Origin of the sequence: Bacillus infantis, assembly GCF_050107595.1 — a bacterium.
GTDB classification, from domain to species: Bacteria; Bacillota; Bacilli; order Bacillales; family Cytobacillaceae; genus Bacillus_AB; species Bacillus_AB infantis_C.
The window spans coordinates 15,469-39,285 of record NZ_JBNILH010000002.1 but is presented as its reverse complement, the minus strand read 5'-3'; the positions used below and the strand labels follow the sequence as shown (position 1 = coordinate 39,285).

The following is a 23,817-nucleotide window of genomic DNA, read 5'->3' as shown; positions in this document are numbered from 1 at the left end:
CCAAACAAAAAAACTGCCGGGGCAGTTTTTTTGTTCTGTGCTTCTTATGCAAAAGGATGGAACCCAAGCGGCAGCCTCAGTCCGAGGTAGATGACCAGGATGGCAGCCACAACGAACTGGACCCATAGGATGGAAGTTTTCTTTCCTTTTGTTGTGCGGATGATGATCATTTCAATCATGGCAATCACCCATAAGCCAAGAAGTGCTTTCAGTACATAAAGAAGATCGATATTAATGGAAGTCAGCATCCAAATGCCCGTACCGATGATCAGCAGGTAAAAGAGCCTTAAGATCATCTGGACTACCTTTACACCTTTTGCTTTGCCGCTGTTATGCATTCCAAGCGCTGCGAAAAATAAGACAAGTGCTACAACCCAGGTAAAAATATGAGCGTGTGTCATTCACCAGGCCTCCTATTAAAAATTCGTTTAAATCATACCATATCTGCATGGAAAAGCCTAAGATAAACACAGCGCTTTAAAGAGCCGGCCATGATTTTGTGACATTTGTGTTAAAAGTATCATATTTACCGGTTTATCCCCTCTACCCTGTTGCGTAGCGTCCCTATTTTTTCCACAGTAACTTCCATTACATCTCCAGGCTTGAGAAAGCGCGGAGGCTTGAATCCCTTCCCTACCCCTGCGGGTGTGCCAGTCGCAAGGATATCGCCGGGCTCAAGGGTCATCCCCTTGGAAAGCTCGGAAATAATGACCTCAATCGGAAAAATGAAGTTTTCCGTATTGGAGCTTTGCCTGACCTCTCCATTGATCTTTGTCTCAATATCCAGCCTGCCAGGGTTTTGAATTGCAGATTTGTGGACAATCCATGGACCCATCGGACAGGTAGAATCAAGGCTTTTTCCAATAAAAAATTGCTTATGCTTTGCCTGAAGGTCCCTGGCCGTCACATCATTGATGATCGTGTAGCCGAAAACATGGCTGAGGGCTTCTTCCTCACTGATGCCGCGCCCAGCCTTGCCGATCACAACAGCCAGCTCGCCTTCATAATCCAGCTGCTCCGTTACTCCAGCATGCGAAAGCACTTCCTCTTCAGGACCCGAAACAGATGTCGGTGCTTTTGTGAAAACCATGATATGCTCAGGTATATCATCCTTGCTTCCCATTTCAATCGCATGCTCAGCATAGTTTTTCCCCACGCATAATATGTTTTTGACAGGCTTCGGGATTGGGGCCAGCAGCTTTACTGATTCAAGCGGAAGCAGAAGCTCCTTCCCCGCTTCATTGTCCTTGGCCCAATTCAGGAGCTCCCGTGCATTATGTACAAATCCTTCTCCCATGGACACTGCCTCCAGCAGTGACTTAGGGATTTCCTTGGTCCCGCCCCTTCTTTTTTCCGCCTTGGCGAGGGGAAGAATCAGATCAGCCCCTTCTTCCAGGACCCCGATAAAAACACCGCTTCCATCTTCAGCAGTTGCAAATCTCATAGTCACCATCACCTCTATCTTTTTATATATCTAGTATAATATAAATTTTCTGAAAGCGCCCTGATAGGAAACTGCTAACAGAAAGAAGCCTGCAGGGCTTTCCTGCAGGCACATTCCTAAGGCCGGGTAAGACTGAGGAGGTATTCCTCTGTTTCCTCCGGGTTATGGAATATATAAACATCCTTTCCTTCCGCAGCGGAAAGCTTGGCAAGGATGGCTGGTGCTTTATCCTTCTTATAGCGGGCGATCCACTTCAAAAACTGCCAGTCGAGCTGTTCCGGGCATCCCTCTGCCATATCCGGCCTTGTGCGGCCATGATTCATGATTCTTCGTTTCAGGGCGCCATACAAACAGCGGACCGTAGAATAGTTCAGGAAAAAGATAGAATCAGATGCTTCTATCCTCATATCCATCGTTCCTCCATAATTTCCGTCAAGGATCCACTGTTCCTTCTCCAGGAGCCTTTCCTGAACCCGGATCCATTCCTCCCGCCCGGTCGGCACCCAGCCTTCATGCCAGAAAAGGGCATCCAGATGGACTACTTCAAGCCCGGTTATTTCCCCAAGCCTTTTGGCAAAGGTTGATTTACCTGCCCCAGCCGAGCCGATGATGATGGCCTTTTTCATCCTCTTCTCCTGATCGGCGGCACTGACAGATAGGTGGCGCTTCTCCAGAGCCATTCAAACGGCCCGTACTTAAACTGGGTGAGCCATAGCCTGCTCAGAAGGCTTTGGAACAGATAGATCCCAACTGCAAGCAGCGTGCCGCCTGCCAAAGAAATATCTCCATAAAAACCGAGGCCATAGCCGTAAAAAATTAAAGTGCAGACAATCGATTGAAATAGATAATTGCTCAATGACATCCTCCCCACCCATGTGAAAGGCATGAGCAGACGGCTGCCCTTTCCCGTCTCAGCCAGCAGCGCAATCAGAATCGCATATGAGGCGGCAAGGAGCGGGCCCCCAAACAGATCCTGGAAATACTGGGATGCCAGGTTGTCAGGACCCATATAAGGCACCAGTTTGATCAGCAGTCCTGCGGCAAAGAACACCGCAAACATAATGGCTGCCCTCTTTTGGAAGTTCGCCAGCTTTTCCAGCAGCTTCAGCTTTGCCGCTCCGGCTCCGATCAGGAAAAGAGGCATAATCGACAGAAGCAGGATAATGAATGAAACCTCATTATTTACCATATACCAATCTGCGATCCTCTGTGAGGTAATTTCCGCAAATGTCCCGTCCCTGTATACAGCACTCGATGAGACTGCTGATTCCAGGTCGTATAAAGCAGTTTCGCTGTCCGGGACAAACAGGACTGTCACCAGCATCAGCAGGCACATAAGCAGATTGGGCAGGATATACAGCAGTGTTCCCGTTATCAGAAGCGCCTTCCCGGACAATCGGAAGAATAATAGGGCAATCAGGCCGAAGACTGCATAATTCACCAGTATATCCCCATGCCAGATGAGAAATGCGTGCAGAAGGCCTGCTGCCAGAAGGACAATGAACCTCCTTGACCCAATGGCCGCAAAGCTGTAGCCCCTCTCTATGGACCTTTCCCTCAAAATGATCACCCCGTATCCGAACAAAAGGGAGAATAAAGGATAGAAGCTCGCTTGGGCAAAAATATCAATGAAAGCATATACTCCTTTATCAAGAGAGCTGTCCCACCATCGATGAGGATCCAGATACAAAAGCGGGGAGTGGAAGGACATCATGTTTACGAGGAAGATGCCAAGTATGGCAAAGCCCCTCATGATATCAAGTGAAGCAATCCGGTCTTTTTCTTGTACAGGCAATAATTTATCAGGCATACAAATCTCCTTTTCATAGTCTACCTATTAATAATAGATAGGCAGGCTAAGAAAGTCCACCAGGATTTGCCAGACTAGGCTTTTTTGCCATAAAAAAAGGCCGCCAGTCCGCGGCCCTTTCTTATGTTTGCTTTAATTGACAAAACGCCCGCCTTTTCCGTCAGCCTTCCAGTATTCTTGACGGAGCCTGATTTTCTGTATTTTTCCGGATGCGGTCTTCGGAAGCTCCCTCACGAAGGTCACACCTGTTATCGCCTTAAAATGAGCCAGTCTTTCCCTGGTAAACAGGATGAAGTCTTCTGCGGCTATTTCTGCATCTTCCTTTTTCACAATAAAGGCATGCGGCGTTTCTCCCCATTTTTCATGAGGCACGGCAATGACAGCAGCCTCCAGTACAGCCGGATGGTCATAGAGCACACCTTCCACCTCAATGGAAGAGATATTTTCCCCTCCGGAAATGATGATATCCTTCTTTCGGTCTACAATATCCATATTGCCGTGAGAATCCACAGTGGCCATATCACCTGTATAAAGCCACCCGCCCCGGATTGCTTCCATCGTGGCTTCTTCATTCTTCCAGTAGCCCTTCATGACCCCGTTGCTTCTCGTAATCACTTCACCGATCTGCTTACCGTCAGCCTTGACAGCTTCTCCGTTTTCATCAACAACCTTTACCTCACATCCGATCATGCTATAGCCGGCTTTTGCTTTCATCCTGTATTGCTCTTCCTCCGGCAGATGTGATAGATGGGACCGGATAGCAGAAATTGTGCTGAGAGGGGAAGATTCCGTCATTCCGTACACCTGGATGAATTCCCATCCCAATTCCCTTTCTGCCTTTGCAACAAATGCTGGCGGAGGTGCAGATCCGGCAATGACCACACGGACATCACCTCCTGCTGGCAGCCTGCTGTTCCCATGATATTGAATCAGGGAATTAAGAACCGTAGGCGCCATATGCAGGACTGTCCCATTATGCTCCCTCAGTGCCTGGAAGATGCTTTCAGGATCTGCCTTCCTCAGGCATACCTGGGTTGCCCCGTTTGCAGTGTAGTAGAAAGGAGATCCCCAGCCATTGACATGGAACATAGGCAGCACATGAACAAGGACATCTCTGTCGGTTACCCTGAGATGATGCATCGTGCTTAAAGCATGAAGATAGTTATTCCGGTGGGTGAGCATGACTCCCTTCGGATTTCCGGTCGTGCCGCTCGTATACAGCAGGCTGCAGACATCATTCTCATACAGCGGCACCCGGGGAAAGCGTCCCTCTTGCTGCCCTTTGAGCCAATCATCATATCCCTCTTCTGCCGTTTGGTCATTTTTATAATGGACAATAATTTTTTCAACTGTCTGAAGCTGATCCTTGACCGGCAGGATCAGATGATAAAGATCCTGATCGGCAAACAGGACCTTCGCCCCGCTGTGGTTCAGTATGTAAAGATAATCCTCCGGCTTCAATCTGATATTCAGCGGGACCATGATACCGCCTGTCTGGAAAACACCATAAAACCCTTCCAGCATCTCCACTGAATTTGGTGCAAGGTAGGCAACCCTGTCGCCTTTTTCCACCCCAAGCCTCTTAAGGCCAAATGACAGCTTGTTCACCCGGCTGCCCAATTCCCTGTAGGTAAAGCTTCGTTCATCGGCAAAAACAGCTTCTTTATCAGCATACAGCGAAACAGCGCGGTCTAAGAACTGTGTGAGCAGCAATGGTACTTCCATAAACAGCCTCCTCATAAAAAGTCTGAATTTACTGTCATTTTAACATATCTTTCATTCAATTACACAGCAGGATAGCTTCAGCTCCATTATTTTGGGCTTTCTTATCACATTCCTGCCATAGGCACATACGATAGTACAGAAACCAATAGTCAAAGGATGTTTTAATATGCCGGCAATCGTAGGAGTCGCACAGGTAATATCAATCGGAAGCAGTTCCGTCTTCCATATTGGGGATGTCTACAAAATCATGCCTCTTTCCAATGCCAAGACCTTTTCCGGCGCTGGCTCATTCAATACCGGAGATGGACTTAATGTCTATAACAGGCAGAGCACGACCAATACGTTTGATCAGGACGGGGTCGACCAGGGCAATTATTTCAATGCTTGACCATAGGGTGATCGTATGAATTTCTATATACAGCAAACCATTCATATCAGCAATATCCGCATAGGAGGACTGACAAATTCCTCTGTCTTCCAGATCGGGAGTGCGGGAATCATCAAGCCTGCTTCCTTTTTGTATAATACCGGGGGCTTCCTGGAGCCTGCACCCCAGGCATCGTCTCCAGGAGGAACGCCGATCGAAGCGCCCGCAGTCCCTCTTTCTTCGCCGGGCGTTACGGGTTATGCAAGGTAGCCTTCAAGAAATGACTATACACGAAAAGGGGTGGCCGCTTGAATCAGGACTTTTACACGTATTTGCAGAAGCTCCATCAGTTTGTCCATTATCAGGACAGCAGGATCAAAAAGCTGGAGAAATTGGCCGGCGAACTGCAGCAGCAGCTGAACGCACTCAAAGACCGCCCGCCAATCCAGGTGGATACCATTGAATACAAATTCGACCAGCTGAAAGTTGAAACTTTAGAAGGGACATTGAATATCGGATTGAATCCGTCAGAGCTCCAGGGAATAGAAGACTTTGCTGTTAAAGGCAGCAATGTATCTGTTCCTCCCGCCCCGCAGGGACAGATGCAAAGAGCAGTGGAAATTGAGGAAGACATCGAGGCTTTTCTGGAGAAAGATCTGCCGCAGGTCTATGCAGAAGCGGCTGGCGGGCTGAATTTGGAGGCGGACTCTTCCTATCTTTCTTTTATAAAAGAAGATGTAAAAAAACAGCTGCCAAGCAGGATCGACTACTATATGAAGCAGGCTCAAAATAATCAGCAGATGGCAAGGAATCCCGAAGGCTGGTGGAAAGAAGCTGCTTCCCTGATAAAAGGGGAGATCCGCAACGGGGTGAAAGCCTTCCTTGGGAATCTGCCCGAAACTATGAAAGGGATGAAGAAAGAATGAACTTCGAGGTTTATAACAGAGACTTGAATGTCGGCAGCATCCACGTCATCGGTGTGTCAAGCTCATCTCTGCTGATGGTTGGCGACACCCAGACCATCCAGCTTGCCTCAACCTTTGATACCCCGGCGGAATCCCTTATAATCGGACCGTTCGTGCCGCTGACTCCGGAGTGATGACATGCTTCAGAGAACAGCAATAGTCAATAAACTGAATGTAGATACCGTCTCCTTTTCATCGATCATACAAGTGGGAGATTCTGAGTATATACAGGGGTTTTCAAGAGCGCTTGCTGTACAGCGGGAAGCTGAGATTTTCTTCGGAAATGAGGGAAGGTACAGTGATTATCCAATCTTTACAGAGCCGCTTCCCCTTCCGGCCCTGGAAGATGCCCTTCAAATGTATGTACATCAGGGCAAGCCTGCGATTAAGGTTGATTCTATAGATATTATCGGTATTTCAGCTTCATCCATGCTCCATATCGGCAACAGCGGCCAAGTTTCAATGGAATCGCGCGTCAAGCATATCCGCCAGCTTCTGCCTCTTCAGGAAACCTGACAGAAGGGGCGGGTAAAGCAATGCCAGAAAAAAAGGAAGTGGTACAATGCCTGCAATCATCGGACCTGTGCAGATTGTGAATGTTGGAGGGGGAATCGTGCAATTCGGGGATGCCCTGTACATCTCCCCGAAAAGTAACTCCAAATCAACGAGCGGCCAGGGCGCCTTCAATACGGGCGGATTCATTATCACAAATAACGGCCTTAATGCCAGCAATGTACTTGATACCAATCTGATTGATCAGCCAAACGTCGGGAATAACTAAGGGCTTCCGGCCCTTCCTGCGTCTTAAAAGCACCTGGCAATCTCTATTTTTTTCTCGCATTCGACTTTTTAGCCTTTGTCAGCTTTGATGAAGGCTGTTTTTTTATCCATTTCAGAAATTTGGCAATCTGGGGATCTTCCTTTAAAAGCCCGATTGTATTCAGCCTCGCTGCCAATTCAGAATTGGGATATAAAGCATGGATCTGCTTATGGCACGGAATGCAAAGATTGGCCGTCGGCAGGAATGTCCCGCCAAACTCCTTCGGTGTAAGATGATGGACCGTCACTTCGACAGGCTCACGTCTGCAGAGCTCACATATGCCCTCTGCATTGCTTCTTTTCCCCATGAATCCAGCTCCCTTCAGCGTTGATGAAGAAAGAAGCAAAAGAGTCTCCCCTTTTGCTTTTTTATTATCTCTATTCAAGCTTTAAAATATGGCCCCCGTCAAAAAAGAATAGATACCTTTCATCGACAGAGTCCTTAGTAATAGCCTCATAAGCTTTTGCATATAATCCTATCTGAATATCATACCTTTTTTCGAGGACCGGCTTTGCCTCCTCAAATCCGCCCTTATAGCGTCCATGGATGCTGTCGGATTTATAATCAAGGAGGACTGTCCCATGCTCATCCTCGAAAATACAGTCGATGATACCCTGGACAAGCACCGGTTCTTCGGTGCCTTTCCAATCCGGGTAGGCGGCGCTTGCCGGCAATGCCAGGTTAAAAGGGACCTCCCGCTGGATTCTTGCAGCTTTTCTCATCCTCTGGCCAAGAGGCGATTGAAAAAATCCCGCAATGAGAGCCGGGTCGATCACCTGGACCTGCTCATCCGTGAGAAGCTCCCGATCTTTCATCTCCGCCAGCTGCACCGCAATGGACTCTTCCGTCACAGGATTTGAAAGATCTGCATGCTGCATGACCATATGCATCGCCGTGCCCCTCTCGGCAGGTGTCATCGATTTTTCCTGCATGAACCTTGGCCGGTTCAGGATCGGCTTTTTCAGATTTCTGACGAGATCGCTGCCGCTCTCTTCATCCTTCACTTCACTTTGCCGCTTCATTTCTGAAACAGACTGCTTCGACTTATGGGAAGCAGCAGAAGGGTAGCTGTACTGCCAGGAAAGTGATTTTTGTATCTCCTCTTTAAAAGGAGACTCCGCCGGCACCGGCTTGCCTTCATACACTCTGTCAATCCACTGCTCCCCGGCTTCATCGCTGTCCTCCTCCTGGCCAGGAGTAACGGCTGCCTGCCTGATTTCAACGCTCCAGGACGAAGGATGTGAAGCAATTTCTCCCCGGCTCCCTATTGCATCATCCTGTCCGCTTCTCAGCGGCTCCCCGTCCCGGTGGCGGACAAGTGCGGGGCCGATCCAATCAAGATAGCTGGAAGCAGCCGCCCGTTCATATTCATCCAGCAGCCAGCTGTCTTTTTTGGCACCCTGCTGCCAGCCCGCCAGTTTCTTGTCCGCATTTTTCACGCTTGCCACCAGGAAAAGATGTTCTTTGGCGCGCGTCAGCGCTACATACAGAACACGCATTTCCTCTGCCAGCATTTCCATTTTCTTTTTCCTTTTAAAAGCAAGCTGAGGCAGGGACGGATATGAGATCCGCTTTTCCGGATTCACGTATTTGGCCGCAAATCCATATTCCTTATCAAGCAGGTAGGGCTTTTTCAAATCCATTGTGTTGAACTGCCTTGCAAGGCCTGCAGCAAATACGACAGGGAACTCAAGCCCCTTGCTGCTGTGGATGGTCATCATTCTCACCACATCCTCCTGTTCGCCGAGCGCACGCGCTGCCCCAAGGTCATCGCCCCGCTCCCTCATCCGTTCAATGAAACGCAGGAAGCGGAAAAGGCCCCTGAAGGAAGTTTCTTCATACTGGCGTGCCCGGTCATAGAGTGCACGGAGATTGGCCTGCCTTTGCTTGCCGCCGGGCATTCCTCCGGCAAAATCATAGAAATGGGTATCGCGGTAAAGCTGCCAGATCAGCTCGGAAAGCCCGCCTTGCCTGGCCATCGACCTCCACTCAGCAACCTTAAGGAAAAACGGCTTGACTATATCATACAGGTCACCGCTTTTCCTTGTTGCACAAAACGACTTCATAGCTTCATAAAAGGAACCTTTTTTGTCGGCAATTCGGATCTGGGCAAGATCTTCCTCATTAAGGCCGACAATCGGAGACCTCAAAACAGAGGCAAGCGGGATATCCTGATGCGGATTGTCTATCACTTTTAACAGGCTCATCATAATGGCTATCTCGGTAGCTTCAAAATAGCCCGAAGACAGATTCGCATAAATCGGAATCCCCTGTTTTTTGAACTCCTCCATAATTTGCGGAGCCCATGTCATTGATCTAAGAAGGATGACAATATCGCGGTACATTAAAGGACGGTATGTGCCTGATTTCGGCTCATACACTTTTTTGCCGGAAGACAGCATTTCCTTGATTTTTTCAGCCATCAGCCTTGCTTCATGCTGTGACTGCTCTAGATCCTCAAGGTCATAACCCGCATCAGTTTCATCCGCTTCCCCGCTTTCGGCCTTATCCTGTCCGTCCAGGTCGATCAGATGAAGCTCAACCGGGTACGGCAGGTCCTCCGGATAGGAAGCTCCCTTGACAAGCTCTGCGGCCTCGTCATACTCAATTTCCCCAACCTTCCGTCCCATCACTTGTTTGAAAAGGAAGTTGGTCCCATCGAGCACTTCCCTTCTGCTGCGGAAGTTTCTCGCAAGGTCGATTTTTAATCCTGTCTTCTCTCCATCAACCGTAAAGCGCGTATATTTGCCGAGGAACAGATTGGGCTCAGCCAGCCTGAACCGGTAAATGGACTGCTTCACATCACCCACCATGAACAGATTGCCCGTCTCTTCCCCATCTTCAGTCACCAGCTGCAGGATCGCTTCCTGAACCATATTGGTATCCTGGTATTCATCAACCAGTACTTCCTTGAAATGATCCCGGTAAAAAAGGGCGGGCTCGGATGGTAAAATTGCACCCTCCCTCCTTGCCGATGGATCAGAAAGGATTTCCAGGCAAAAATGCTCCAGATCGGCAAAATCAACAAGTCCCTTCTCACTTTTTACGCTGTTGAATTTCTCTGAAAATGTTTTAACGAGACCTATGAGTACATCGATATGCGGCTTCATCTCGCGGATATCCTTGATAAAGCTTTCCGGCCTGCGCGAGAAAAATTCCTCCTCCAGATCCTGGATCATTTTCTTTGCCTTATCTCTATATTTTTGGGCCTGCTTGACCAGGCCGGGATCATATTCATCGCCTTTGCAATTTTTCGCGCGGCCAAAGCTCCAAAGCTGCATGGCTTCGTTTAGGCTGGCCCATGAATCATTGTTGGCAGCAATCAAGGTCTCAACCATCCTGATATCGTCCATATAATTCTCAGCTCTCGGAGCGGGTCCGCCAGGCGTTTTGGCAAGCTCAAGCGCATTTTCAAGCAGCTGCCTTGATCCTTCAAGCTGCAGTCCGATGTCGAAAAGGACGCTTGACATGAACGGAAGCTCTTCCAGTTTTGCATCGCTGCTGACTTCATACATCTCTGAAATCATATTGAGGTATTGATCGGGCGCCGGGTTGGAACGCGCAAAATCATACAGCTCCCTGATGATATCCTGGAGGGCTGCGTCACTCCTGTCGCTCGTGAAAGCATCGACCAGACGGTAAAAGTCTTCATTGTTTTCCTTGCCGTATTCTTCTTCGAACAGTTCTTCAATGACTTCATCCCTGAGGAGCTGCCCCTCTGTCTCATCGGCAATGCGGAAGCCGGGATCGATATCGATCAGATAATAATATTTCCGGATCACCTCAAGGCAGAAGGAATGAAGCGTAGATATGGAGGCCCTGCTCAGCAGGCTGAGCTGCCTGCGCAGATGAGCAGACTGCGGATCCTTGTTTATTGCTTTCTCAAGCGCCTCCCCGATTCGATGCCTCATTTCTGCAGCAGAGGCATTCGTAAAGGTCACAACAAGGAGCTCATCCACATTGACCGGCTCTTCCCGGGATACAATCTTGCTGATGATCCTTTCTACCAGCACTGCTGTTTTTCCGGAGCCTGCTGCTGCGGCCACAAGGATATCCTGGCCCGAGGCCATGATCGCCTTCCACTGGTCGTCCGTCCAGGTTGCCCCCTCGGGCTTTGGAGGGATAATTGCTTTAGCCAATATCTCCCGCCTCCTTTCGTATCCTATCCATCAGTTCTTCATTAGACTTAGGGGAAAGTACCCTGTATTCATTCGATTCAACCGATTCATCAAACTGGCAGACCGATTTAAACGAACAGAATGTGCATGGCACCTTGTCCTTCATTTTATAAGGGGAGATATCTGCTGACCCGCTTACGATCGCATCCCCGGTTTTTGTATAGGTTCCGCGGACAAATTTCCGGAGGCTGTCAAAGTCAGTCCTTGTTGCAACCTTCGACCTTTTCGTGATTGTCCCGTCCTTTTTAAATCCTGCCGATATAATCGAAGAGTCACCTGAATCAAGTGTCTGGTCCATGAGCCTTAATACATTTTCATCCCCGAGCAGCAGCCCGTTCATTTTGAACTTCTTAAAGATTTCCTCTTCGATCTCATCGAGCGTGAGAAGCTTCGCGGAGTTCACGATCGGATTATGGACATGGAAGTACATGACACCTGCTGGATCAGCCTGTTTCCCTGCTATGTCCCCTGAATGGGTGATGATGATATCCAGATAGGTGAGCATCTGCAGGGCAAGCCCGTAGTAGACCTCACTGATATTCAGATCCTTTGCACTGGATTTATAATCAATCACACGAAGGTATACCCCATTTTCATCTTCCGCTTTGTCAACCCGGTCGATCCGGCCGACCAGCTCCATGCTCGTCCCATTCCTCAACTTAAAGGTCAATGGCGGAAGCTTGTCCTTCGGCCCGAACCCGAGCTCAAGCCCGACCGGTGAGAATCCGCTTGCCTTAGCATGCTCGCTTAGAATATATGAAGCCCTGCTGATGATATTTTCAAGCTTCCGCTTGATATAAAAGTGGCGGTTCGAGCTCAGCAGTATCTCATTCTGAAGCTTTGGCGCCAGCATCTCGACTGCTTCTTTGGCAAGCTTCTCGCATTCCTGCCTTGTCATGTCAGACCAGGACATCCTTTTGTCCATGACGGTCTCTGCGATGAACTTTAAAGCTGCATGAAACAGATCGCCGATATCAGGCGCTTCCAGGCGGAAGATCTTTCTGTCCCTGAGCTTCAGGCCATGCTGGGCGAAATGAGAAAATGGGCAGCTGTGGAAAAGCTCCATTCTTGATACACTGGCCTGGATTGTTTCACCGTACAGTTCTTTCGCAGCCTCCTCCGAAAGCCTGGCCGTTCTGTTTTCGTAGTTCAGGCTGGAAAGCACTTTTCTGGCCGTGTCGCCGAGCCGTGGGTGGGCTTGATAATAGTTGTAGACATCCCACCAGATACCGCTGATTTTATAGCCCCTTTTATTCATCTGGAGCTGGGAAGCCAGATAGGAAAGGCTAGTATCCTCATTCACTGCGAATAATAACTGCTCTTCCTCAGGAAGCTCGAACGGATCCGCCATCCATGTGAGCTGCCGCGCATCCGGAAACAATTCGTTTGCCCGGCTGATATAAGGCGAAGGCATCAGCGCCTTACCTTCTTCATTTGCGAGCGGATAACTGATATACAGATGGGAGGAAGGGGTGGAAAACGCGCGATAAGCCAGAAAGTCCTCATCCAGCAGCCTGACCTTGCTGCCATGGGCAATTTTAAGCCCTGACTGCAGAAGTCTTTCCCGGTCAGCATCAGCAAGCACACCTTCATCAGTGAACTTCCCAGGCAGAACGCCTTCATTCAGCCCGATGACAAACGCGGCCTTTATATCCGACAAACGCGACTTGTCCAGATCTGCTGCCAGCACCTGGTCCATGGCCGGCGGAACAAGAGAGAAGCGTAGCGATTCCATCCCTGAATCCAGGATGGAGGCAAACTGCTTCATGCCGATCTTCTCGTCCCCAAGCATTTCTACAAACTGGTCGAGAAGCTCCATGACAGCATTCCAGGCCTGGTCATGTTCCCTCGCTTTTACAAGATTCCCCTTGTCTTCCTCTTCCAGCTTCCAGCGCTCCAGCTTCGTCGGGATATCCAGTTCCTCCAAATAGAGATAGACAGCCTCGCACAGCCTTCTTCCGCTGTCAGCCTTCTTAAGCCTCCTGGAGAGCCGGAGAATCGGTGCGGCGATCAGATCCCTCATTTGATTCAGCTCTTCTTCCCGCTCTTTTTCCAAGTCGGTCTGGACGACCGATTCAAACTCAAGCCCCCTGATGCGGCGATAGTTCCAGCGGTCCTTTTTTGTCCACTTCGTCCCCTGGACACCGTATGCAAGAACATAGTTTTCAAGCTTGTCCATTTTTTCCCTGATCACATCAAGATTTGCCCAGGATGGAAACAGCAGTTCGGTTTTGACCGCGCGAAAAACAGGCTCATATCTCCAGAAGCCGGTTATCACTTCAAGTGATGAGCGGATCAGCTCAATAAGCGGGTGGTTCATCATCGTCCGCTTTTGATCGATAAAAAACGGAATCCCGTAATCATCGAATATTGTTTCAATGATGTCATGGTAAACCGGTCCATTCCTCATTAAAAGAGCGATATCTTTATAGCGGTATCCCTCTGATTCCGCCAGCCTCTTAATCTCTCTGGCGGCACCTTCTATTTCTGCTCTACGGTTCACTGCCTGTGCAATATGGACATTCGCTTTTCCTGCAAAAGGCTCTGCAGGCCGGCTGTTGAAGGCTCTTTCCATATGGCGGAGCGATTCATTGTCCCAGCGCTGCTGACCATTCAGAAGCACTTCCTGTTCCATCTCGGCCCCGGCCATCCTGGCAATCTCATAAACAGACTGATATGATTCTGCAGACATCCTGAAAAGGTGAAGGTCGTCAGGCACTGCTGTTTTATAAGGCCTGTCGAGTGTAAAGGTCACCGTCACCTTTTTGCAGACTTTGATAAGCTGCTGGATAATCATATATTCCTGGGGCGTATAGCTGTAAAAGCCGTCGATATATACCTCGGCATTTTTTAAATACTCCGACATCCCTGCTTTTTCAGTAAGAAGGCGGAAATAGTCCTCGGAATCTACGTATTTGCCAAGCAGTCCTTCTTCAAACTGCTTATAGATCAATTCCATATCATGCAGCTTGTCCTGAAGCCCCCTGCTCCCCCTTCCGGACTCAAGTTCTTCCCGTTTCCCTGCAAGAGCTTCAGGCTCGATACAGTACCTCTTAAATTCTGTCAGCATCTGCTCCATTTGACCGATAAAGCCGTTCTTGCCTGCTGCACGCTGAAAGATTTTCAGGTCATCCTTTTTATCTTCAATGATTTTTCTGATGAGCATATTGACGCCGGTGCTGTTCAAATGATAGCGGCTGATGCCGCCTGTTTCCTGCAGCACCTTCCAGGCAAGCCTTGTGAATGACAGCACCTGTGTACGGATCATCCCGCCAAGCCCGGGGGTTGTGATGAGCTTATATTCCGAAAGAAATGTCATCTGTTCAGGCACCAGATAAATAACTGGATGGCCATTCGGCTCATGTTTCATTTTCTCCCTGATTTCTTCAAGGCAGAGCGAAGTCTTGCCGCTGCCGCTCCGGCCTAATATAAAACGTACAGACATCCGTGGTCCTCCCCTATTATCCATCTGCTGGATTCCGTCCGGCCATAAAGGCCTTTTCCGGATACCCTTTATCTGCTATTGAAGTGCGAAAAAGGCGCAGCTTGTTCTGCGCCTTTGGAAAAAACAACTCTTTTTTTTATACCAGGCAGCATGGAAGGGCTGCCCTTATTTATCTATTATTATACTATTTTTTCGTGACTGTTGCCAATTGAATACACTGAGCTGGAAACAACTTTCCAGCACTTCTGCACCAGCATATATTATTCCAAATGAAGGAGTGATGAATTTGAAAACCGGTTTCTCCGTCTCCGGAACCCTGCTTGTACTTTCCGGGATACTTGTCGCCTCAAATATTTATACCCTCATCCCCATATACGGTGAAATAGCCGCCTCTCTTCATGCAGATGAAGGAGCAATCATCACAGCCGGAAGCCTTTTTTCCATCTTTTATGCTATTGGCCTTTTAACATTCGGCCCCCTGTCAGACAGAGCTGGCAGAAAGAGGGTCATTGTCTTTGGGATGCTCGCTTCTGCCATTGCCACTTTTGCAGTCGGACTTTCCGGGAGTGAAGGCAGCCTTTACTTCCTCCGGTCGCTTCAGGGATTCGTCCTGGGGAGTTTTGCGCCTGTGGCTTTTGCCTATTCTTTCGACTTATTTTCCGGCCGCAGCAGAACACTTCTGCTTGTGCTCATCAATACAGGCTTTCTCCTCGCAGGCATACTCGGCCAGCTGATCAGCTCTGTCCTTACCCTGCATTATGGCTGGCATTCTGTCTTTTTCTTTTTTTCTGTATGCTATCTCGCGCTATTCATTTTGGCCTGGATCTTGCTGCCTGCCACAGGAAAGCCTGCGGTCCAGGAAAGCGTCTATTCATCCTTTACGGTACTGCTGAAAAATAACAGGCTTCTGTTATGCTATGTGATTGCGTTCACCCTGCTGTTTGCCTTTGCGGCTTTCTATGACAGCCTTGCCCGGCAATTCAGCGGCACCTTCCAGGAACTGTTCCTTCTCAGGGCTGCAGGCATGGCAGGCGCCATTTTATCCCTTTTCACCGGCAGACTGATTGAAAAATCCGGGGTTTACCGCACACTAAAAACCGGCCTTTGGCTTGGAATCCTGAGCATGGGCCTCCTTCTCACAGGAGCAGAAATGCTCGTCATTCTATCAGTCTCTTTTGTCGCCTCAATCTCTCTCTTGATTCCTTCCACCATCACTTTAATTGGATCATTGGGCGGAGAGCGGCGCGCCAAAGCATTATCCATATACTCTTTCATTCTCTTAACCGGGGCCAGCCTTGCCTCGCCAGCTGCTGCCATCCTGCCTTTTGCCGGGGTGCTCATTCTTTTGTTAGGCTGTTTTGCGGTTGATTTGGTGATTGTTCATAGGCTTGAAAAGAAGGAGAGGACTTTGTAGAGGGGGAGGGGCAAAGCACGCCTTCCTGCTTCTGTCAGAGGCAACTCGATAGGTTTGTCCTCCCTTTTATTCCCTGCAGCCTTGATGTCCTTTCAGCGAAAAAAAACCCGGAATAAGTCATTCCGGACTTTTCTGCCATTCTCGGCGAAGGAGCCCGTAAAGGAACATATCATACCTTTGCCCGTTTCGTTCCATAAACTCACGGAATGCTCCTTCTTTTTTGAATCCCATTTTTTCATACAGCCTGATTGCCCGGCTGTTATAGGAAAACACTGTAAGCTGAAGGCGATGAAGATTCAGTTCGTTAAAGGCATAGTCAATCAGGCATAGAAGCGCTTCTCCACCATATCCTTTCCCCCTGTGCTCTTCACTGCCGATGCCAAGGCTGACCCAGGCAGTCTTATGCGTCCAAAGCACGCCATTAACCTCAGCAAACCCGATTACCTTTTCAGTGCTTTTATGGATGACAGCAAAACGGAAGGAATCACTGGTTTCCTCCATCCATTGCTTTTTCAGCTCATCCTTCGTTCTCGGCTTTACAGGCAGAGCATCAAGATGGCGCATAAAAAGCTCCCCTGTATGCCACTCCCATATGTTTTCCATATCTTTTTCTTCAAAATAGCCTAGTCTGATATTTTCGCCTTCCAGCAGTTTCTCTGTAATCATAACGATCTCCCCAGTTGTTTCCAGCAGGCTTCCCAGCCGCTGGGAATACCCTTTTATTCGCTAGAAGTACCGAATTATCCTTCTTTAGCAGCAGCCATTTCTGCCGCAGTCAATTTCAGCTGCTTTTTGTCGATCTTTCCAACATGGGTCTTTGGAAGCTTATCAAGGAAATAAATGAATTTAGGGACTTTATATGCAGCGAGCTTCTGCCTGCAATAAATTTTTATCTCTTCTGTGGTCATCGCAGCCGCTTCCTTCAGCACGATGAATGCTGTTACTGCTTCCCCCCATTTTCGATCATCCATCCCAATAACAGATACTTCATCCACTTCCGGGCAGGAGCCCAGCCACTGCTCTACTTCCAGGGGATATACATTTTCCCCTCCGGTGATAATCATATCCTTCTTCCGTCCGACTATATAGAAGAACCCTTCCTCATCCACCTTTGCGAGGTCGCCGGTGTAAAGCCAGCCATCTCTTACAGCATCCTTTGTGGCCTCTTCATTGTTCCAGTAGCAGGAAAAGACATGGCGCCCCTTTATCAACACCTCTCCCACTTCTCCATTTTCTGCCTCGATTCCTGTTTCTGCCAGGATCTTCACCGTGTTGAACAGCATCGGCCTTCCAATGGATCCTTTTTTCAGCACAGCTTCCTGCGGGCTGATATAAAAATTATTCGGCCCGGCTTCCGTCAGGCCGTAGCCCTCTTTGAAGTGCAGCCCTTTTCTCCTGAATTCTTCATAAATAAAAAGCGGGCACGGAGCACCTCCTGAAAGAAATACCCTCATGGATTCAAATGAGCCTTCCTTAAATTCCTCTGTTTCTATCAGCATATGATACATCGTAGGCACAAGCAGGATGATTGTGCATTGATATTCCCTGATATAGCGGGCTGCCCTGGATGGATTGTAATTCCCGGCGAGCACGACTCTTCCTCCGGCCATCAGCAAAGGCATGGTAAGGGCGTTGATGCCTCCAGTATGGAACATAGGCAGATAAGTAATTGTGGTATCCTGGTTCGTAAGCCCCCAGCTGACTGCCGTATTGACGGCGTTCCAGAAAATGGCCCGATGGGAAAGCACAGCACCTTTTGGCTTCCCGGTTGTTCCGCCAGTATAGATCATGGCAAGAGGGTCCTCTTCATCGACCGGCCAAGGGGGAATGAATGTGCGTCCAGGCATCCTGAAGGGTGTTTCGTCCAGGCATACAGACTCATATTGATGCAGCTGCAGGCGGGATGCGAGTTCAATTAATGAATAATGATAGCCTATGATCACTGGTGTGCAGTCTTCCAGTATGGCCTGTATCTCATCTGGCGTAAGCCTCCAGTTGACCGGCACGAAGATAGCCCCGATTTTTCCGCAGGCAAACAGAAAGTCCAGGCAGCTTATATGATTAGGCGCAAGCAGTGCGATCCTGTCACCTTTGGCAGCCCCCCTCTCAAGCAGCCAGCTTGCCAAAGCCTCCGCCCTGATGTTCAACTCTTTATATGTCCAGGATTCCTCCTGTTCAGTGTCAATAACTGCCACAGCGCCGGGCGACAGCCCTGCTCTATTGGTCAGCCAGTCGATTTCCCTCCACAATGCAATCTCTCCTTCATCTTTGATATGGAGAGTGTAAATAACATCAGTTGCAGAGGAGTTACACTTGGATGATTTTCCATACTCCGGTAATAATAAAACTGCGTAATTACTTCGAGAAAAGAGGTGCAGCCTTTGAAAAAGATGGAATCACCGCCAGCCCTGCTTGTCCTGGATGTGCAAAAGGGCTTTGACGACCCGTATTGGGGGAAAAGAAACAATCCCGGCGCAGAGGCAGTGATCGGGCAGCTGCAGGAGGAGTGGAGAAAAAGAGGCTGGAAGATCATTTACTCGCAGCATTTATCGGTTCAGCCGTCTTCTCCGTTATACCGCGAAAACTCAGAGGGTGTGAGCTTTAAAGATGCCAATGCCCCGCTGCCGGACGAGAAAGTTTTCCAGAAAGAAGTGAATTCAGCGTTCATCGGTACTGGCCTGGAGTCATATTTAAGAGGCGAAAATATTCAAAATGTCTGTATAACCGGATTATCGACGCAGCATTGTGTCTCGACCACTGCAAGGATGGCAGGCAATCTGGGATTCAGCACCTATCTTGTTTCCGATGCTTCTGCGGCCTTTGAAGCCAAGGGTACTGGAGGCACGGTTTATCCTCCTGAGCAGGTGCATGAGATTGAGTTGGCGATGCTGAATAAAGAGTTTGCCCAGGTTGTGACTGCTGGGGAGCTTTTGGGATTGCTTGTTTAAAAAGCAATAGCTTAATTAAGGACAAGCAAAAAACGGTTAGAGGAGTATATGGGGCTGTTGATTTCCGTTCCAGGCACTTCGCTTTCCGCGGGGCGACGCTGAGCCTCCTCACGCTGCGCGCTGCGGGGTCTCAGCATTGTCGCTATCTTCCCGCAGGAGTCTGCGTGCCTTCCACTCCAATCAACAGGGTTTTTGTAATTTTTTTGGATATACAATGAGTTTACTAAAGAGCTATAGAGGTTAATAGCATTTTCTATCTCTAAAAATTCCTGCAGTACTTTGGAGAAAAAAGGATAAACCATTTAGTCCATCTTTCTCTCTTGGTATGGGGTGTTGATTTCCGCTCCAGGCACTTCGCTTTCCGCGGGGCGGAGTTGAGCCTCCTCGCGCTGCGCGCTGTGGGGTCTCAACATTTCCGCTGCCTCCCGCAGGAGTCTTCGTGCCTTCCACTCCAATCAACAGGGTTTTAAGACTTTTTTAGCGAATAGAATTCATCTGAGAAAGACAGGGAAACTCCACTATAAACATCCTAACTTTCACAAATAATTATTAGGAAATACAGATGCCTTCACACATTCCTTCTGTCTGTAAATAGAAAGAGAGGCATCTCGTGCCTCTCTTGTTATCTTTCTATAAAAACTGAGGCTCCCATGCCTCCGCCGACGCAGAGGGAGGCGATGCCTTTTTTCAGTTCTCTTCTTTTCAGTTCATGCACCAGGCTGACGATTAGCCTTGCGCCTGTGCAGCCGATCGGGTGTCCGAGGCTGATGCCGCTGCCATTGACATTTACCCTGCTCCTGTCCAGGCCCAGCTCTTTTTCGACAGCAAGATACTGGGCTGCGAATGCCTCATTCACTTCGATCAGGTCTGCATCCCCGAGAGACCAGCCAGTCTGCTGCAGTCCTTTCCGGACTGCCGGGACCGGTCCTCTCCCCATGACCTTAGGGTCGACTCCTGACACTGAAAAACCGGAAATCCGGGCAAGCGGCTTAAGCCCTTTTGCCATTGCTGTTTCTTCAGACATAAGTACCAGTGCTGCTGCTCCATCATTCAGGCTGGAAGCATTCCCCGCCGTCACGGTTCCACTTTCCCGGAAAACAGGCTTTAGAGCGGCAAGCTTTTCTGCTGTCAGATCAAGCCGCGGGTTTTCATCCCGGGATACAATAGTTTCCCCTTTCCTGTGCTTGACTTTTATAGGGACAATCTCTTCTTCAAAATAGCCTTTTTCAATGGCGTTCAGGGCTCGCTGGTGGCTCAGCAGGGCCATTTCATCCTGTTCTTCCCTTGTTATCCCATGAAGCTCTGCCAGATTTTCAGCTGTTTCACCCATCATGATATGGTGGATCGGATCCTCGAGAATTTCCCATACAGAATCGGTAATTTTCCCATGCTGCATTCTCGCTCCCCAGCGGTGGTCCTTCAGTAGATAAGGACTTGAACTCATAGCCTCCACACCGCCCGCCACTACGATATCCGATATCCCAGCCTGGATTTGCAGGGCTGCCGAAATGACCGCCTGCATGCCGGATGCACATTGCCTTTGGACAGTGAATCCCGATGTCTCATCCGGAAGCCCTGCCAGCAGCGCTGCGGTCCTGGCCGTGTTGGGCTGGTCAGTCCGCTGAATGCAATGGCCAAGGATCACCTCATCGATTTCATGATTTTCGAGCCCGCTTCTCTTTACAGTTTCCTTTATAACTGGTACAGCCAGATCGGTTGGCAGGAGATCCTTGAATGCACCTCCAAAGGTTCCGACCGGCGACCTTGCAGCTGATACGATAACCGCAGTCCTCATTTTTCTTTCCCTCCCAGCAGACTAATTCTTACATCATAATACCGCCGTCCACATGCAGGACAGTTCCATTAATATAATCAGATTCATCAGATGCAAGGAATAAATAGGCATTGGCGATATCCTCAGGACTGCCCAGGCGTCCGAGCGGCACCATCTGTTTCATTTGCCCGATCACTTTCTCAGGCACCTTTGCTGTCATTCCTGTATGAATGAACCCAGGGGCGACCGCATTGACGTTAATGCCTTTTCGGCCCAGCTCCTTGGCCCAGGTTTTTGTCATCCCGACAACCCCGGCCTTTGCGGCAGCATAATTGGTCTGGCCGATATTTCCATACACGCCTGATACAGATGAAGTGCTGATGATCTTCCCTTTCCCCTGCTCAATCATGCTTGGGACCACTGCCTGGGTGCAATGAAATACACCAGTCAGGTTGACGTCAATCACTTTTTGGAAATCCTCGGCAGCCATTTTGGCCAGCATGCTGTCACGGGTGATCCCTGCATTATTGATCAGAACGTCGATTCTCCCATACTCCTCGAGCACCTGCCGGACCAGCTCGTCGATGCTTTCCCTTTTTGATACATCCACCTGGATAAACCAGGCCTGCAGCCCTTCTGCCCTTAATTCCTCTTCTCTTTGCCTGCCGATTTCCTCATTGAAATCTGCGAGGATTACATTGGCCCCTTCACGTGCAAATCTTTCGGCTGCGGCAAATCCAATTCCGTTGGCCGCCCCGGTAATAATGGCTGTTTTCTCTTTTAGTCTCACTTTAATACCTCCAGCTCTTTATCCAAAAATTCCGACATCATATCAGTCAGCTGCCCGATATCATCGACTAGCGGTGAATGGCCGCAATCCTTCAATTCTGCAAACTGCGCATTGCTTCCGATGTCCTCAAGGATTTCCCGGGCCATCCCCGCTGTTATTACCTGATCCCGGTCTCCTCTCAGGACCAGCACCGGCACCGTGATTTTACCTGCCTCTCCCGTCCCTGGTGCTGCACCATTCGGAACGGAACCTATATTGAACATGTTAAGAGAATGATAGACTTCAGCAAGATTCCGCTGTGTCAGCATATCATCCAGATATTCTTCATATCTCGCAGGCTCCGGCTGATTCTTATCATAAATAAGGGCATCCCACATCGCCCTTAAAAACCCCCGGTCCCCTCTGTCATAAGCCGACTGCACAGGAATCGTCTTGCTCCTGTCCGCCTTCACTTGTTCCAGGCTGTTCAGGCGTGCTGACGAATGAGGCACAGCATCCTCTGACGTCCCGTAAAACGGATATCCCCTTGTCGAAGCAGAGGCCAAAAGAATCAGGCGATGGCATATGCCGGGATTGTCTGCAATAAGCTGCATAGCAACCGCGCCACCCGTCGACCAGCCGGCAACGGAGAAATCGCAGAGGCCAATGGCATCGCAAAACAGCTTCACATCATCCGAAAAGTCTTTGATGGACCGGATTGGCCCAAAATATGTGGATTGGCCGAACCCTCTAAGATCGACCGCATACAGCTTATATTTCGGATCCAGATGCTCAAACACCAGATCCCAATGCTTCGAGGAAGTCATATTGCCATGGATAAGCAGCAGCTTTTGCCGGCCGCCTTCCCTTTCCCTCCAGCTGAGGGTTTCCCCGCTGCTCAGGGCGACTTTTTTCAAAACTATATTCTTGTTCAATCTCCATCCTCCCCCCATCTTATGACAGAAGCTCCCCAGGCATAGCCGATGCCCGCACTGACCAGGACTGCTATTTTCCCGGATGCCAGCCTTCCCTCTTTTTCAGCCAGCTCTAATGAAAGTATTTGATCAAATTGCCCGATATGCCCAAAATCCTCAAGATAAATAGATTGCCCGTGACCAAGGCCAAGCTCCTGAAGGACAAAATCGTGGGCAGACCTTTTCATATGGAGCATCGCAAGATAATGGATATCATTCTCCGCATAGCCGCTTTTTGCAACCGCTTTCCTTATTACCTTCAGGAAGTTTTCCATAGACTTCTGTTCCAGCCTTTGCTTCATCCCTGCCGGATCCATTACATCAAGCTGGTAGAGGCCGTTTTCAAGCGCCTCTGCCGTTAAGGGGTTTCTGGTCCCTCCGGCCACCACCGCAACATCCTCTGAAAAAGACCCATCGGTTATGATAGCGCTTTCCATCAGCCGGTTTGAGGACCATCCTTTTTTCAAAATGATCGCACCGCCCCCTGCCCCGAGATTAAACATAAACCGGGTCCTCTCATTTTTGTAATTGATGAAGTCCCCGTTCCTGTAGCCGCCGGCAAGCAGGACTGTCGATATCCCGGGATCTGCTGACATCATATCCTTGGCTGTCTTCAGAGCCATTATGGCAGTACCGCAGCGAAGGGCCATATCAAATGCATAGGCATTATAGGCTCCAACTTCGTGCTGAAGCTTAATGCCTGCTGTCCATAAGGGGTATTCTTTATATTCTTCGCCAATATAAATGACCAGATCAATTTCCAGCGGATCAATTCCAGCTTTCGCGATGGCCTTGCGGGCTGCCCTGATCCCCATCTCGCAGGTGTGATCTTCTGCACCTGGAACCGGTTTCTTTTTAATCCCCATTTTATTTTCCACAATGTTAAGCGGGATTCCTGCTTTTTTGGCAATTTCTGCACCAGTTATATATTTTTCCGGCAAATAAATGCCTGTTGCCGCAATTCCGATATCCAGTTTTTCCGCCTCCCTACTGCACCGGCCCCATCTCCCCGGCTGCCATTTTCATATAATCATTGGCTTCTTCCAGTGTTTCAAAAAATGTTTCCCGATCTTCCTGCACATGCGTCACCTTAATTCTCCAATTCCTTTTGCCTGCTGTTCCTTCCCGGTCACTCTGATATATCCGGATAATGAACGAGGCGACCTGGCCATGAACCATTTTCT

Annotated in this window: 23 protein-coding genes; 8 read left to right on the top strand and 15 right to left on the bottom strand. The window is 49.1% G+C overall.

Translation table 11 applies throughout. From position 1 onward, the window contains the following. Nucleotides 1-44: 44 nt before the first annotated feature. From ACQCVH_RS03515 to ACQCVH_RS03495, 5 genes are all read right to left on the bottom strand, one after another. Nucleotides 45-401: a YisL family protein gene (locus ACQCVH_RS03515; RefSeq protein ID WP_224899992.1), complete on the bottom strand. Its 357-nt coding sequence runs from the start codon at nt 399-401 to the stop codon at nt 45-47. 125 nt (nt 402-526) lie between these two features. Further along, nucleotides 527-1,444, bottom strand: a complete 918-nt coding sequence (locus ACQCVH_RS03510; RefSeq protein WP_426834475.1) for a fumarylacetoacetate hydrolase family protein — start codon at nt 1,442-1,444, stop codon at nt 527-529. Between the two features lie 116 nt (nt 1,445-1,560). Beyond that, the gene (locus ACQCVH_RS03505) at nt 1,561-2,070 is read right to left on the bottom strand and encodes a DNA topology modulation protein (protein ID WP_426834474.1); all 510 of its coding nucleotides are present in this window, start codon (nt 2,068-2,070) and stop codon (nt 1,561-1,563) included. Then, the gene (locus tag ACQCVH_RS03500) at nt 2,067-3,254 is read right to left on the bottom strand and encodes a DUF418 domain-containing protein (protein WP_426834473.1); all 1,188 of its coding nucleotides are present in this window, start codon (nt 3,252-3,254) and stop codon (nt 2,067-2,069) included. Before ACQCVH_RS03500 ends, ACQCVH_RS03505 begins: the two co-directional genes overlap by 4 nt. A gap of 132 nt (nt 3,255-3,386) precedes the next feature. After that, entirely contained in the window at nt 3,387-4,979 is a 1,593-nt protein-coding gene (locus ACQCVH_RS03495; RefSeq protein ID WP_426834472.1) for a long-chain-fatty-acid--CoA ligase, read from the bottom strand. A gap of 166 nt (nt 4,980-5,145) precedes the next feature. Here ACQCVH_RS03495 and ACQCVH_RS03490 point away from each other — a divergent pair, with 166 nt between their 5' ends. The 6 genes from ACQCVH_RS03490 to ACQCVH_RS03465 are packed head-to-tail and all read left to right on the top strand — an operon-like array spanning nt 5,146 to nt 7,092. Beyond that, nucleotides 5,146-5,367: a spore germination protein gene (locus ACQCVH_RS03490; RefSeq protein WP_426834471.1), complete on the top strand. Its 222-nt coding sequence runs from the start codon at nt 5,146-5,148 to the stop codon at nt 5,365-5,367. Nucleotides 5,368-5,382: 15 nt separating this feature from the next. Continuing rightward, a complete protein-coding gene (locus tag ACQCVH_RS03485; RefSeq protein WP_426834470.1) occupies nt 5,383-5,616 on the top strand; it encodes a spore germination protein GerPB in 234 nt (77 codons plus the stop codon). A 38-nt stretch (nt 5,617-5,654) separates the two neighbouring features. Beyond that, the gene (locus ACQCVH_RS03480; protein WP_426834469.1) at nt 5,655-6,272 is read left to right on the top strand and encodes a spore germination protein GerPC; all 618 of its coding nucleotides are present in this window, start codon (nt 5,655-5,657) and stop codon (nt 6,270-6,272) included. Then, on the top strand, nt 6,269-6,445 hold the full coding sequence (locus ACQCVH_RS03475; protein ID WP_426834468.1) for a spore gernimation protein GerPD: 177 nt from the start codon (nt 6,269-6,271) through the stop codon (nt 6,443-6,445). Before ACQCVH_RS03480 ends, ACQCVH_RS03475 begins: the two co-directional genes overlap by 4 nt. A 4-nt stretch (nt 6,446-6,449) precedes the next feature. Beyond that, the gene (locus ACQCVH_RS03470; RefSeq protein ID WP_426834467.1) at nt 6,450-6,827 is read left to right on the top strand and encodes a spore germination protein GerPE; all 378 of its coding nucleotides are present in this window, start codon (nt 6,450-6,452) and stop codon (nt 6,825-6,827) included. Between the two features lie 46 nt (nt 6,828-6,873). Continuing rightward, nucleotides 6,874-7,092, top strand: coding sequence for a spore germination protein (locus ACQCVH_RS03465; protein WP_224899966.1), 219 nt, complete (start codon nt 6,874-6,876; stop codon nt 7,090-7,092). Between the two features lie 43 nt (nt 7,093-7,135). On the opposite strand, the gene ACQCVH_RS03460 is transcribed toward ACQCVH_RS03465, so the two are convergent. The 3 genes from ACQCVH_RS03460 to addB all read right to left on the bottom strand — a co-directional run bounded on the left by ACQCVH_RS03460 (nt 7,136) and on the right by addB (nt 14,754). Further along, nucleotides 7,136-7,438, bottom strand: a complete 303-nt coding sequence (locus ACQCVH_RS03460) for an HNH endonuclease (protein ID WP_426834466.1) — start codon at nt 7,436-7,438, stop codon at nt 7,136-7,138. A 70-nt stretch (nt 7,439-7,508) separates the two neighbouring features. Next, nucleotides 7,509-11,270, bottom strand: a complete 3,762-nt coding sequence (gene addA / locus ACQCVH_RS03455; RefSeq protein WP_426834465.1) for a helicase-exonuclease AddAB subunit AddA — start codon at nt 11,268-11,270, stop codon at nt 7,509-7,511. Further along, the gene (gene addB / locus ACQCVH_RS03450; protein ID WP_426834464.1) at nt 11,263-14,754 is read right to left on the bottom strand and encodes a helicase-exonuclease AddAB subunit AddB; all 3,492 of its coding nucleotides are present in this window, start codon (nt 14,752-14,754) and stop codon (nt 11,263-11,265) included. The genes addA and addB overlap by 8 nt, the downstream gene beginning before the upstream one ends. Nucleotides 14,755-15,040: 286 nt before the next feature. Between addB and ACQCVH_RS03445 the strand changes: the two genes are divergently transcribed. Beyond that, complete coding sequence (locus ACQCVH_RS03445) at nt 15,041-16,168, top strand: MFS transporter (RefSeq protein ID WP_426834463.1); 1,128 nt, start codon at nt 15,041-15,043, stop codon at nt 16,166-16,168. Nucleotides 16,169-16,285: 117 nt separating this feature from the next. On the opposite strand, the gene ACQCVH_RS03440 is transcribed toward ACQCVH_RS03445, so the two are convergent. Next, entirely contained in the window at nt 16,286-16,834 is a 549-nt protein-coding gene (locus ACQCVH_RS03440; protein ID WP_426834462.1) for a GNAT family N-acetyltransferase, read from the bottom strand. A gap of 74 nt (nt 16,835-16,908) precedes the next feature. Then, the gene (locus tag ACQCVH_RS03435; RefSeq protein ID WP_426834461.1) at nt 16,909-18,417 is read right to left on the bottom strand and encodes a class I adenylate-forming enzyme family protein; all 1,509 of its coding nucleotides are present in this window, start codon (nt 18,415-18,417) and stop codon (nt 16,909-16,911) included. Nucleotides 18,418-18,558: 141 nt separating this feature from the next. Between ACQCVH_RS03435 and ACQCVH_RS03430 the strand changes: the two genes are divergently transcribed. Then, complete coding sequence (locus ACQCVH_RS03430) at nt 18,559-19,116, top strand: cysteine hydrolase family protein (protein WP_426834931.1); 558 nt, start codon at nt 18,559-18,561, stop codon at nt 19,114-19,116. A gap of 622 nt (nt 19,117-19,738) precedes the next feature. On the opposite strand, the gene ACQCVH_RS03425 is transcribed toward ACQCVH_RS03430, so the two are convergent. From ACQCVH_RS03425 to ACQCVH_RS03405, 5 genes are read right to left on the bottom strand one after another with little or no spacing between them, the layout of a single operon-like run. Then, nucleotides 19,739-20,911, bottom strand: coding sequence for a thiolase family protein (locus tag ACQCVH_RS03425; RefSeq protein ID WP_426834460.1), 1,173 nt, complete (start codon nt 20,909-20,911; stop codon nt 19,739-19,741). 28 nt (nt 20,912-20,939) lie between these two features. Then, on the bottom strand, nt 20,940-21,680 hold the full coding sequence (gene fabG, locus ACQCVH_RS03420; RefSeq protein ID WP_426834459.1) for a 3-oxoacyl-ACP reductase FabG: 741 nt from the start codon (nt 21,678-21,680) through the stop codon (nt 20,940-20,942). Further along, a complete protein-coding gene (gene phaZ / locus ACQCVH_RS03415) occupies nt 21,677-22,612 on the bottom strand; it encodes an intracellular short-chain-length polyhydroxyalkanoate depolymerase (protein ID WP_426834458.1) in 936 nt (311 codons plus the stop codon). Before phaZ ends, fabG begins: the two co-directional genes overlap by 4 nt. Beyond that, on the bottom strand, nt 22,591-23,574 hold the full coding sequence (locus ACQCVH_RS03410) for a 3-oxoacyl-ACP synthase (RefSeq protein ID WP_426834457.1): 984 nt from the start codon (nt 23,572-23,574) through the stop codon (nt 22,591-22,593). Before ACQCVH_RS03410 ends, phaZ begins: the two co-directional genes overlap by 22 nt. Before the next feature lie 46 nt (nt 23,575-23,620). Next, nucleotides 23,621-23,812, bottom strand: coding sequence for a hypothetical protein (locus tag ACQCVH_RS03405; RefSeq protein WP_426834456.1), 192 nt, complete (start codon nt 23,810-23,812; stop codon nt 23,621-23,623). Between the last annotated feature and the right edge of the window lie 5 nt (nt 23,813-23,817).